Below are 12,714 nucleotides of genomic sequence, written 5' to 3' on the forward strand. Positions count from 1 at the left end.
CCCGAGTTTGACAGTTAATAGGTAAAATTTGCCCTTCTCGAAAAGAACTTCCCTTTATTTTCAAGGGTTTCAGAGGATGGAGGGTGTTTATTTTCTAAAAATACATAGATACACGATTTAGAAAAAACTCTTGACAAATATAATTTTCTGTGCCGATGATGATAGCATCATGTACATCCGCACCACCGCCAGAAAAAACAAAGATGGCTCCCGCGTCGAATACCTACAACTCGCCCATAACTACTGGGACCCTGTAAAAAAACGCCCTCGCCCCAAGGTCATTGCCAACCTCGGCCGCAAAGACCGCCTGGATCTTGATCGTATCCGTGACATGATCCGGGCGCTTTCAAAACTTCTTCCTGCCAATGAAGCCGCAGAAATAACAGCTATGATTGAGGCCTCAGGTCTTCCCTTTAAGGTCAATTGGGCCAAGTCTGCAGGTGGAATTTATTTTCTTCGCAAGCTCTGGAACTCCTTCGGGCTTAAGGAATTTTTCGAGAAGAAGCTTAAAGAGAGGCGTTTTGAGATACCGGTGGAGGTGGCCATCTTTGCGATGGTAGCCGGAAGGGCGCTTGCGCCAGACTCAAAGCTTTCCACCTACCAGTGGATCAAGGAGGAGGTTTACTTTACTGAGGGGCAAGGGCTTGAGCTTCATCATTTTTACCGGGCCATGGATTTTCTAGTAGAGGTGGGAGAAGGGCTTGAGAAGGAGATTTTCAAGCGAGTGGCCAATTTATTTAACCTGAGGGTGGATTTGATCTTTTTTGACACCACAAGTGTGTATTTTGAGACGGAAGTAGAAGATAGCTTAAGGAAGCGAGGGTATTCACGGGACAGGAGGCCTGATTTACCGCAGGTGGTAGTTGGGCTGGCGGTGACGCGAGAGGGGATACCGGTAAAGGCGTGGGTATTTCCAGGGGACACGCCGGATGTGAAGGCGGCCTTTCGGGTGCAGGAGGAGCTGAGATCATTTTCGGTAGGGCGGATCATATGGGTTTGCGACCGAGGGATGGTAAGCGAGGAGACGAGGGTGGTGTTTCAGAGGGCAGGAGGGGGCTACATTTTAGGGGAGCGTCTTCGAAGCGGCTCAGAGATGGTAGAGGAGGTTTTGGCTACGGGAGGACGCTACCGTGAGGTCAGGGACAATCTTTGGGTGAAAGAGGTTCGTGTGAAGCGCGGGACCAAGGAGCGCAGGTATGTACTGGTTTACAATCCTGAACGGGCAGCAAGGGACAAAGCCATAAGAGAAGAGATTTTAAAGGCTCTTGAGCAAGAGATTGAAAGGATCAAGGGGCTTTCAGGTTTACGGAGGCAGAGGGCGGAATGCCGGCTGAGGAGAAGTCCGGTCTTGAGGAGATTTTTGGCGGCGGATTCTTTGAAGATAGAGCGGGAGAAGGTAAAGCGAGAGGAGCGTCTTGACGGGAAATATCTTCTTTCGACTACGGAGGAAGATCTTTCGGCGGAGGAAGTGGCCCTTAGTTACCGGAACCTGCAGGAGGTGGAGAGAGCTTTTCGGGAGCTTAAGCACCGTTTTGATATAAGGCCGATGTATCATCGATTAGAGGAGAGGATCAGGGGGCACGTGATGCTTTGCTGGTTGGCGCTGCTTATGGGAAGGCTAGTGGAGCTTAAGGTTGGGGAGAGTTTTTCGCGGATTAGGCGGAAGCTCGGGCGGATTTGCGTGGTGGAGCTTGAGTACACGAGAGAAGACCAAAAGGAGAAGGTCTACAGGTGGACGGAGATAGAACCCCGGGGCAAAGGGATTTTCAAGAAGTTAGGGGTACCCCTTCCTCAGGCCTACGAGTTTAAATTTTCCGCGAGATCTAAGTAATTCAAAGAGCTGGTCAAACGAGAAGTATAGCTCTAGTACTCACGCCTGATTTTGGGCGATGTCCGCAAAAGCTTTATTATCAATAGATACAGCCTTTTCGTGTATCCATGAACTGTCAAACTCAGGTTAAGAACTTTTTGAAAAATCGCTTAAATTACGCTACCAGTCTATTGGCCCTTTGCTTAAGGCCCGTCCCAGGATCCGTTCCCATTTTTCGTTTCGAAAAAATAGGAACGGATCCCGTGAACTTGTACTTGCAATACTAATCTCTGCCATTTTGCAAAAGTCTCACAAATTAGCTTTTTAAAAGACGTTGACAATCGTAGCAATATGCCTTTCCGCGGAATTTGTCCTTGTTATTCCAACAGAACTTAGCTACCTTTTCAGAGATAGATTTTCCACATTTAAAACAATAGTATTTAACAATTTTCTTCTTCTCTTTTCCTACGTTTATGCCAAATTTTTTATTCCAGTCTATTTTTCTTGGCTTATGCAAAGCTATTAGCCTTTTTCCAAACTCACAAACCACTTCCAGAGAACATAAGTTATAAAGCGATTTGACAATTTCAATTGCAGATACTTTGTCTATATTTTTATCTATAACCTTTTTTAACATATCTGCCTTAATTACATTTTCATACTGATATTCTTTATTTTTAGGCCGAACAATTTTTGTTTGTGGAGACACTAAAATATAATTAAAAAAGACAGGCATTCTAGGAAGACCTATTCTTCTTGGCATAAGCCTATTGTCATTAATAATTTTTGTAAGCAAATCAATATGTCTTTGATTCTGTTCTACTGGAGAGGGAATTCCAAAATAGTATTGGCCATATTTTACTTCAAACTCTCCAAATTCATTTATCTTTAATTGTGAAAAACCGAAATTCTTTGATTCTAATACGTAAATATGGAACATCCTGTTAATTAAAAGATGATCAATCTGTGCCACTTGCCCCTGATACTCTAAGCGCAAATCATGTATAACTACCCAATTTTTAGAATTGGCGTAATAAAAATCAATATAATAAGCCGCGTCTTTTTCTCCTTTATCGCCTTTTTTTATATTTCTAATCTCCCGCTCCATGAAAAACCTTTGTTTGTGAGAAATGCCTTTCAGAGATAAAAGCCTTTGAAGAGCAATTAAATCTTCCTCTTTGGAATCTTTTACCTTGAGAAGCATACGACCTCCGTTAAAAACTGCTCTGTAATTCAGGTCGGGAAAAATAATGAAAACTTTAATTATCCAAATTAAAAACTTCGACAAAAAGTGTCGGCCTCGACATAATTTCCGAATTTTATTTATCTACTTTTTCAAAGTATCTTCGAAAGAAAGGACCAATTTTTGTCGGAAGGCGATAAAGAAAGTTTTTGAAACTTCCAAAATAAAAAAGCCCGCCAAATGGCGGGCTTTGAACAGCTAACTAGATATCAATAAGCTCTACCAGTGAATACGATCCCTATCGCGATCACGGTCGCGATCAAGATCACGATCCTTGAGGATGTCTCTGTCACGATCTCTCAAGAGTAAGCGATCCTTATCACAAGAACCATCCTTTAAAAGGAGTCTATCACGGGTCTGCAGGGTATCACCTTTCTGGTACATAGCGCCTTTGCCTGCAAAAGCAGGAACAACAAACAAAGTCCCGGCAACAAACGCAGTTAACAAGCCTTTAGCCACTAACTTTTTCATGTTCACCCTCCTATTTAGTATTTTTTCATCTTAAATTAATTGCATAAATCATGCCAATAAGAGGAGGGCTAAACCAATTCTCGGGCTACAACGTTGGCAAGCAAAATGCCTCGCTTGCTTAAACGTAAATATCCCTGGCAATATTCCAAAAGCCCCTGATCCAATAATCTAGATAAGCTTTCCCCATAATATGAAAAAACATTGAAACCAAAGCGTCTTTCGTACTCTGCTACGTTTATACCCTTTAGCTTCCGCAAACCGAGAATCACGGCCTCCCGAAAACGCTTTTCAGCATCTAGAATCTCTTCTTCGTGCGGTGGGAGCACTCCTTTTTCCAGGGGTTCCAGGTAAAGGTTTAAATCTTCGACGTTTTTTATGCGCCTACTATCCAAAAAAGATGCTGCTGCTGGGCCAAGCCCTAAGTAGGGCCTTGCCTCCCAGTAAAAAAGATTGTGCCGACACTCATAATCTCTTCTGGCATAATTTGAAATTTCATAGTGTTCAAAGCCTTGTTGGGTTAAAAAATCATGAATTAACCAATAAAAAGACACTATTTCTTCTTCGCTAGGCATGTTTAGTTTGCCTTTTTGATACCATTCATACATTCTCGTTTCTGGCTCAAGGGTGAGCTCGTAGCAGGAAACATGCTCAGGCCCTAAAGAGAGCAAGATATCAAGTTCTTCCACAAGATCTTCCTTTTGCTGACCAGGCCAGCCATAAATCAAATCAAGGGATATATTTTCAAAACCTGCAGCACGCGCCCTCAAAAAAGCCTTTTTAACCTGAAAAACAGTATGAAGCCTTCCCAAGGCTAAAAGCCCCTTATCCTTAAAACTTTGGGCCCCAATACTTATGCGGTTAAATATTTTGCGGTAGCTTATTAGTTTTTCTTCATTCAGGCTCGAAGGGTTGGCCTCTATGGTAGCTTCAAAAGGCTCAAAATTCAGCCTTTTGGCCAAAAAATCAAATAATTCCTCATAAAATCCCGCAGAAAGTAAAGAAGGTGTCCCTCCGCCAACGTAAAAGGTCACAAACTGATAGGAAGATACTTCTTCAGCGTGCAACTCAACTTCTTTTTTCAAAGCGGCCAAAAAGGCTTTTTCAGGAATTTTCCGCGTATCAGCAAAAGGAACCGAATAAAAATCACAATAAGGGCATTTTCTCCTGCAAAAGGGAACGTGAAGGTAAAAGGCAGCCTGCGTTAGCCCCAACCACCTCCCCCTGGGGTGCGAATTTCTATGACATCTCCTGCTTCCACCTTGAGGGTTATTTTGCTTGGCAACTTTTTACGCTTGCCGCTTTTTTCAAGGATGTTTTGGCCACGTTTTCCTGGGTGCCCTCCGTAAAGCCCGTAAGGTGCAAGCTTTCTTCTCTCTGAGAGGATAGTTACTGTAACAGGTTCAAGAAAACAGAAACGTCTTATAAGTCCGTCTCCGCCACGAAAACGCCCCCTGCCTCCTGAACGCCTGCGCAGGGCATACTTTTCCAGCAACACAGGATATTCCCTTTCAAGGGCCTCTATAGGGGTATTGAGGGTATTGGTCATGTGGGTGTGAACACCTGAAAGACCGGGGGAAGTAGGCCGTCCTCCCATGCCTCCGCCAATAGTTTCATAGTAAGTGAAGGCGTCGTTTCCAAAGGCAAGGTTATTCATACTGCCGCAAGAAGCAGCAGGTATTTCTTCTGGCAGAGCCTGGGCTAATGCGCCCAGAACTACATCGACAATGCGCTGAGAGGTTTCCACGTTTCCCGCTGCCACCGGGGCGGGATACTGAGCATCCACCACGGTGCCAGGATTGGTAAGCACCTCTAAAGGCTCAAATGCTCCCTGGTTGTGAGGAATATTCCCTCTGGCCAGCGAAAAAAACACATAATAAACCGCAGCACAAGTAACTGCACGCACCGCGTTTAACCCGGTTTTTACCTGAGGGGAAGAAGCCCGAAAATCTAAAGTTACCGACTCATCCTGTACCAAAATGCGCACGTTAATGGGCACAGGAGACTTCCCCAGGCCATCATCATCAAGATAGTCCTCAAAACTGTAGCAGCCATTAGGAATGTCCCTTATCAAAGCCCGCATAAGCAGGCTACTATGAGTCAAAAGAAGGGCAAATCTTTCCTTCAAATAGGGCAAGCTGTATTTTTCAATAAGCTCTTTAACGCGAAGCTCCCCACGATGAAGGGCTGCAAGCTGGGCTTTAAGGTCTCCCTCGCGCTCATCAGGGTTTCTCACCTGTCCTAAAAAATCACGCCAAAAGCTTTCATTAAGTTGGCCTTCCTCAAGCAACTTAAGGGGCCTTATTAAAACGCCTTCTTCTTCAATATTGGTGGCAAGGGGCATGGAACCCGGGTCTTTTCCACCAACATCTGCGTGATGGGCCCGCACCGTCAGAAAAAAGGCGATCTCCTCTCCATGATAAACGGGCTTAATCAAGGTGATGTCTGGTAAGTGGGTGCCCCCGGCATAAGGGTCATTGGTAATAACAACGTCTCCAGGCGCCATTTCCAGGGTTTTGCGCACTGCGGCAAGCGTATGGGGCATAGCTCCCAGATGCACCGGGATATGTGCGGCCTGGGCAATGAGTCGGCCTTTTCCGTCAAAAATAGCGCAGGAAAAATCGCGCCTTTCCTTGATATTGGCTGAAAAAGCAGATTTTTGCAGCACTATGCCCATCTCTTCTGCTACCGCCGCAAAAAGAGAATTAAAGATGGTGATTTCAATTTGCTCGCGCATTACATCTCCCCTGAGACTTCTTTGTGGAGCCTTTCAAAAAATTCCTCCATGAAACGATAACGCTCCCTGGCAAGACGTTTGCCTTCAGAGGTAAGCATCTGGTCTTTTATTTTGGAAAGTTTAAGTTTGAATTCCCGCCAGGCCGTATCTTCCCGGGAATAAGGCCTGGTTTTTTCAAGATCCACCTCGGGATTGTGGAGTCTTGCACCCACTTCTCCTGCAAAAAGAAACGCCCTGCCAATTCCCACAGCCCCAAGGGCATCGAGCTTATCCGCATCAAAAAGCACCATGGCTTCTAAAGTCTTTGGGCGTTCGTTACTGCGAAAGCGGTGGCAGCGAATAGCCCCTGAAACACGCTCAATAAAGTCCTGGGGTAAATTGTATTTTGCCAGAATTTCTTTTACTTTTTCGGCACCATAGGCTGCATGACAAATCTTTCCCTGAGTCTCTTTCTCTTTTTGGCGGCCAATATCGTGAAAAAGAGCCGCAACCTTCACGACGTCAACATCTGCGCCTTCCTTTTGGGCAATATGTTCAGCCAGGGCTATCACGCGCTTTACATGGTCAAGGCGATGGCTTGAACCTGCGTTTTCATAAAACTTGCGAGCTTCTTCTTCTAATTTTTGCCACAGGGGAGCATCAAGAACCATCATCACAAAAAGATAAGATCAACACCTTTGGTTTTGGTAAAATCTTTATCCATAGTAACAATCTTCAGACCATAATATTTGGCAATGTTATATTGATAAGCATCATCAAAATCAAGAAGACTACTATTAGCAACATATACTAAGTTATGATATAAATTAAACGGCAGAGAAAGCACTATTACATAGGTAAAACATCTGAAATAAACTTAAGAAAAACATCCTGTTTCCTATACTTGAATAGAATTACACCTATAGAATGTAATGAAAAGTCAGATATAGCGAGATCATCTATATGATCATTCAAAAAATTATTACAAATTTCTTTCTTATCTTGCCCTAAAAGGATTTCCAAAAATATATTAGTGTCAATCAGAAACATTATCTCAAATCTAAAGCTTTATGTTGTAATTCTACAGCAGAAAAATCGCCAGACAAATCTGACAGGCCATTTTCCCAGTCAAAGTTAAATTCTTTTTTCTCCTTAGAAGTTTGTTGCCTTTGAATTAAAGTATCAATATAATCCACAACCTTCTTTCTTAAATCTTCAGGGAGCTCTTTTAATTTAGCTTCAATTTCGTTTTCGTACATATCTTTCCTCCCTTATTTTTATCCCAGAATATTAAATCTCAATTTACAAAAGAACTTTTAAAGAACAAGCTTTTTGGCAAGAAAATTACCCTAGCATCTTTTGCAAACACTCAAAAAGGTATTAGAAAAAAGGCATGGCACAAAAAAATCTATTTCCCCAAAAATTACCCTTTGACGGCAAAAAAGACCCTATTTTTGTGATTGACGGAAGCTCTTTTATTTATCGCGCCTATTTTGCTATTAAAGGCCACTTATCAAACCGTAAAGGGCTTCCGACCAAGGCTATTTTTGGTTTTACCCAGATGCTTCTCAAACTCCTGAAAGAAATGGACCCAAAATACGTGGTGGTCTGTTTTGATGCCAAAGGCCCTACTTTTCGACACAAAGTTTACGAGGAATACAAAGCAAACCGTCCGGCCATGCCTGATGATTTGGCCGTGCAAATCCCTTATATCCGCGAAGTCACCAGGGCCTTTGGCGTACCTATCCTTGAAATAGAAGGCTTTGAAGCGGACGACTTAATTGCTGCCATTGCCACCCGCATTGACCATCCCATTGTCATCGTTGGAGGGGACAAAGATCTATTTCCCCTTATCTCTGAAAAAGTCGTCATGTGGGACCCGATGAAGGACCTATTCATTGACCAAACCTGGATTAAAGAACGTTTTGGGGTTGAGCCCGAAAAACTTCTTGATGTAAGGGCCCTTGCCGGAGACAGCATCGATAACATCCCCGGGGTTCCAGGTATTGGCGAAAAAACTGCCTTAAAACTCATCAAAGAGTACGGCTCTCTTGAAGAAGTTTTAAAGCACGCTCACGAGATCAAACAAAAACGCTTGCGCGAAAACCTTATAAAGTATGCCGAACAAGCCCGTCTCTCAAAAAAATTAGTACAGCTTGCCAAAGAGGCCCCTATTCCCCTTGAGCCAGATTTTTTCAGGCGCCGCGCAGCCAACGTCCTCAAATTACGAGAGCTATTCCTTGAGCTTGAGTTCAAAAAACTTCTCAAAGAACTCCCCGCCACCAAAACCATTTCTTATGACGAATACGAACTCGTGACAGATTCTTCCCGAATGCACGAAATTTTAGCCAAAGCTCGTGAAAAGGGCCTGGTGGTTATTGACCTTGAAAGTAATCACATAGACCCCATGCGCGGAAAAATCGTAGGAGTGGCCCTTTGTTTTGAACCACCTAAAGCTTATTATTTTCCCTTTCGCCACGAAGGCTTAGAGGCCAGGAAGCAACTTCCCTGGGAAGCCTTTGGCGACATAGCAGCCCTCATCGAGGACCAACAAGTCAAAAAAATCGGCCACAACATAAAATACGACCTGATTCTTCTGGCACGCTATGGAGTAGCCCTGAAAGGGCTTGAAGGTGATACCATGCTTGCGTCGTATCTTTTAAACCCTACCAGACGCACTCATGGCCTTGATGAATTAGCAGAAGAAATCCTCGGTCACTGCATGATCTCCTACAAAGAAGTCACAAAAGAACTTGCCAAAGGAGAAAGTTTCGCAAGAGTTCCTCTTGAAAAAGCCAAAGACTATGCCTGTGAAGACGCCCACGTAACCTATCTCCTTTATCAATACTTCTGGCCCAAATTAAAAGAAGAAAGTCTCTGGCGAGTTTTTGAAGAGATAGAACGTCCTTTGATCAAAGTGCTGGCTCGCATGGAAATGGCAGGCATCAAAATAGACGTACCTTATCTGCGAGCGCTTTCCCAAGAGCTTGCCCAAAAACTAAAAGAACTTGAACAAAAAATCTACGAAATAGCCCAGGAACAATTCAACATAAACTCAAGTAGGCAGCTTGCTCATATCCTTTTTGAAAAACTTAAACTCCCCAAAGTTAAAAAAACCCCTAAAAAGACGGCCTTTTCCACAGACAACGAGGTTTTAGAGGAGCTTTCCACTCTTCATGAACTTCCGCGCCTGGTTCTTGAATATCGCACGTTGGCCAAGCTCAAATCAACTTACGTAGATGCCCTCCCAAAGATGGCTAATCCTGAGACCGGCCGCATTCATACTTCCTTTAACCAAACCATCACTGCCACGGGAAGGCTCTCAAGCAGTGATCCCAATCTCCAGAATATTCCTGTACGCGGCGAAGAAGGCACTAAAATTCGCAAGGCCTTTGTCCCGGAAAAAGGGGCTCTTTTTCTTTCAGCAGATTATTCCCAGATAGACCTCCGGGTACTTGCCCATTATTCAGGCGATGAAACATTGATAGAAGCCTTTAAGCGCGGCGAAGATATTCACCGCCGCACCGCAGCAGAGATCTTTGGTGTTTCCCCTGAAGAAGTCACCTCTGAGATGCGGCGCATGGCCAAAACCATAAACTTCGGCATTGTTTACGGCATGAGCCCTTACGGGCTAGCCAAAGAACTAAAAATTGGCCGTCGCGAGGCCAAAGCCTTTATTGAGCGTTATTTTGAACGCTACCCCGGTGTTAAACGCTACATGGAACAAATTGTCGCTGAAGCCAGAGAAAAAGGCTATGTGGAAACACTTTTCGGACGTAAAAGGCCTTTGCCGGATATTAACAGCCCCAATCGTACGGCACGTGAGTTTGCCGAACGCACTGCCATCAATACCCCCATTCAAGGAACCGCCGCTGATATCATCAAACTTGCCATGATCAAGCTAGACACCACTATTGAAGAAAAAGGCTTTGAGACCAAGATGCTTCTTCAAGTCCATGATGAACTCCTTTTTGAAGTTCCAGAAAAAGAAGTTGAAGAAATTCAAAAAATTGTCCGACAAATCATGGAAGGAGTTGTGACTTTAAAAGTCCCCTTAAAAGTAAACCTTGCTTTAGGGAAAAATTGGGCAGAGGCCAAGGCATGAGCTGGACGTATTTTGAACAGGGATATGAACGCACCACTGACAGAAGAATCATAGACATCTTGCTTGACGACCTCAAAGAAAATGCTTATTGGGTGCAAATTGCCGCCGCAGGATTCCGCTCTGGCCCAACTATCTTGGTAGATAAAAATAAGAACCGTCTGTTTTTTGATCTTCCCCGCCCGTGGCGAGAAGGGCTTCAAGTGGTAAGGGTCACCTACCAGGACAAAGACAAAATTTACTATACTTTTAGGGTCAAGGTCCTTGAAACAGACCACAAAGAACGTCTCATTATAACGAATTTTCCTCAGGAATATTTTCGCCTAGAACGAAGACGCTTTTACCGGGTGCCTACTCCAGATGGCTCTGTTGCCCATTTCAAATTCAAGGGGAAAGAATATCAAGCAGACATAGTAAACATCAGCGCCAGTGGCATGGCTATTGTTCTACCACGCCAGACCCGTTTAATCGTAGGAGAAGACATCGAAGACGTTGTCTTAAAACTAAATGTTTCCTTAAACAAACCCTATGACCATGAATTACGCATAAAAAAGGCTCGGATTGTCAGAGAAATGCCAAGAGGTGCCGGTCGCTACCTCTACGGCATTGATTTTCTTATTGAAAAAGAAAATGAACGCGAGCCTTTTTTGCGCTACACCATCAAACGCGAAATAGAACTTCGCAAAAGCTGAAACTGGTTAGAAACCTTTGCAAAAAACTTTCTTAAGGGTCGCTCAAAGATCCGTTCCCATTTTTCGAAACGAAAAAATGGAAACGGATCATGGTTTGCAAAGATCTCTAATTAGTGCGGACACATGGCCAGAGCCTTTTCGTAAAGCTCAAGGTACTTTTCAGAAACTTTATCCCAGGTGTAATTTTCATATATGTGACGCACGGCTTGCTTGATCATCTGCCGAATTTTCTCTGGCTCCTTGCGGTAAATCTCAAAGGCCCTCAAAATTGCCCCTGCCAATTCATCGGGACGCTGCTCCACGTAGACAAAACCATTAAAACCATCTTTGACTTTAACCAGGCCCCCGGTATGCCGCACAATGGGAAGGTTTCCCATAAGCTGGGCCATAAAGTCTGTGAGCCCACAGGGTTCATAGTTTGAAGGAATGACAAAAAAGTCCCCGGCAGCGTAAATCAAATTGGCCAAGGAAGGATCATAACCTAAAAGAAGGGCCATTTTATCTGGGAAATCCCTGGCAAGCGCCATAAGGCTTTCTTCGATCTCAGGGGTGCCTGTGCCAAGGATGACTGTCAAAAACTCTTCCCCTTGTTCGTAAAGAAGCCTCAAAGCCTGAGCCAATACATTGATGCCCTTTTGTTCGGTTAAGCGTGAAATAGCCGTAAGAAGCGGCCAGCCAGGTCTGTCTTCCGGCGCCCCATAATGGCGTACCCTTAAATCACCTTCTTTTATGCGGCGCAAAAGCTCTTTGCGGCAAACAGCCTTACCAGCGAGATCCCCCTGCAAGGGATCAAATCCCGCAGGAAGGCCTAATTTTTCCGGCTTTCTAGGGTCAAAGTCCTCAGGCGTAATGCCATTGGTAATGCCATAGAGTTTTATGCCGCGCTCTTTCAAGGTGTGGCCGAGCCACCCTGTGTGGGCGTCAAGGTCCGTTTCCTGGAGTTCCTTGGCGTATTGTTCGGAAACGGTGTTGATAACCGCGTATTTTGCCCCGCACAAAAAGGGATTAAAAGAACCGTTTAGCAAGGAATCACTGATCACTTTCCAGGGAAGCCCCGTGTTAGCTTTGGCAAAAGGAAGATCTGCGACATCCTGGTGATAACCAAGGCCTGCATTATGAATCGTTATCAAAAAGCCTGTTTTAGGGAAATAGTCCCTAAAGCCCATGATTTCCCGGGCGAGGGCAGGAGTACAGGCCGTGTGGCCATCATGGCAATGCATTATCTGGGGAGCCTCTCCAAGGCGGATTGCGCTACAAAGGGCCGTTTTTTGCAACAAGAGATTCATGGCAAAATAGTCAAAATGGCCTGTGCCCTTCTTTTTCCAGGGTTCTTTTTTTTCTTCCTCTTCGGTGTAAGTGTAAATGCCAAGTTTTTCCGCATAGCGGTCTGCCTCGATGAGAAATATTCTCACGCCATTTAGTTCCTTTTCCCAAAGAGAAACATCTTCGCGTCTTTCTTCGTGGGCATAGTCCATATCAACCGCAAAACGTAAGCCTGTTTCCTTAAAACCTAAAGCTTTGGCATCCAAAAAGCCATAGCGAGGCATAAAGACCGTTACCTTTATGCCTTTGCGCACCAGGGCTTCTGAAAGCTCCTGGGCTACGTCTTTTAAGCCGCCAGCCCCTGCCAAATCCCGATATTCTCTGGTAAGGGTATATATTTCTTTGATCTCTGCCATTTTT

General features: G+C 44.4%; 10 protein-coding genes. 3 read left to right on the forward strand and 7 right to left on the reverse strand.

Annotation, left to right across the window (positions count from 1 at the left end; translation table 11 throughout):
- Positions 1 to 130 precede the first annotated feature (130 nt).
- On the forward strand, positions 131 to 1,831 hold the full coding sequence (locus H528_RS13275; RefSeq protein ID WP_157608069.1) for an IS1634 family transposase: 1,701 nt from the start codon (positions 131 to 133) through the stop codon (positions 1,829 to 1,831).
- A 295-nt stretch (positions 1,832 to 2,126) separates the two neighbouring features.
- On the opposite strand, the gene H528_RS0108650 is transcribed toward H528_RS13275, so the two are convergent.
- The 6 genes from H528_RS0108650 to H528_RS0108680 all read right to left on the reverse strand — a co-directional run bounded on the left by H528_RS0108650 (position 2,127) and on the right by H528_RS0108680 (position 7,496).
- A complete protein-coding gene (locus tag H528_RS0108650) occupies positions 2,127 to 3,014 on the reverse strand; it encodes a nuclease-related domain-containing protein (RefSeq protein ID WP_022853923.1) in 888 nt (295 codons plus the stop codon).
- A 258-nt stretch (positions 3,015 to 3,272) separates the two neighbouring features.
- Positions 3,273 to 3,524 (reverse strand): hypothetical protein, encoded by a 252-nt coding sequence (locus H528_RS0108655; protein WP_022853924.1) that lies wholly within the window; start codon positions 3,522 to 3,524, stop codon positions 3,273 to 3,275.
- 68 nt (positions 3,525 to 3,592) lie between these two features.
- Positions 3,593 to 4,735, reverse strand: a complete 1,143-nt coding sequence (gene hemW, locus H528_RS0108660) for a radical SAM family heme chaperone HemW (RefSeq protein ID WP_022853925.1) — start codon at positions 4,733 to 4,735, stop codon at positions 3,593 to 3,595.
- Complete coding sequence (locus tag H528_RS0108665) at positions 4,726 to 6,258, reverse strand: hydantoinase B/oxoprolinase family protein (protein ID WP_022853926.1); 1,533 nt, start codon at positions 6,256 to 6,258, stop codon at positions 4,726 to 4,728. Before H528_RS0108665 ends, hemW begins: the two co-directional genes overlap by 10 nt.
- On the reverse strand, positions 6,258 to 6,911 hold the full coding sequence (locus tag H528_RS0108670; protein ID WP_022853927.1) for an HD domain-containing protein: 654 nt from the start codon (positions 6,909 to 6,911) through the stop codon (positions 6,258 to 6,260). The genes H528_RS0108665 and H528_RS0108670 overlap by 1 nt, the downstream gene beginning before the upstream one ends.
- A 375-nt stretch (positions 6,912 to 7,286) precedes the next feature.
- Complete coding sequence (locus H528_RS0108680) at positions 7,287 to 7,496, reverse strand: DUF2281 domain-containing protein (protein ID WP_022853928.1); 210 nt, start codon at positions 7,494 to 7,496, stop codon at positions 7,287 to 7,289.
- 134 nt (positions 7,497 to 7,630) lie between these two features.
- Here H528_RS0108680 and polA point away from each other — a divergent pair, with 134 nt between their 5' ends.
- A complete protein-coding gene (gene polA / locus H528_RS0108685) occupies positions 7,631 to 10,342 on the forward strand; it encodes a DNA polymerase I (RefSeq protein ID WP_022853929.1) in 2,712 nt (903 codons plus the stop codon).
- On the forward strand, positions 10,339 to 11,031 hold the full coding sequence (locus tag H528_RS0108690) for a flagellar brake protein (protein WP_022853930.1): 693 nt from the start codon (positions 10,339 to 10,341) through the stop codon (positions 11,029 to 11,031). The genes polA and H528_RS0108690 overlap by 4 nt, the downstream gene beginning before the upstream one ends.
- A 110-nt stretch (positions 11,032 to 11,141) precedes the next feature.
- On the opposite strand, the gene H528_RS0108695 is transcribed toward H528_RS0108690, so the two are convergent.
- Positions 11,142 to 12,710, reverse strand: a complete 1,569-nt coding sequence (locus tag H528_RS0108695) for a glycogen synthase (RefSeq protein WP_022853931.1) — start codon at positions 12,708 to 12,710, stop codon at positions 11,142 to 11,144.
- Between the last annotated feature and the right edge of the window lie 4 nt (positions 12,711 to 12,714).

The organism is Thermodesulfatator atlanticus DSM 21156 (assembly GCF_000421585.1).
Taxonomy (GTDB): Bacteria; Desulfobacterota; Thermodesulfobacteria; order Thermodesulfobacteriales; family Thermodesulfatatoraceae; genus Thermodesulfatator; species Thermodesulfatator atlanticus.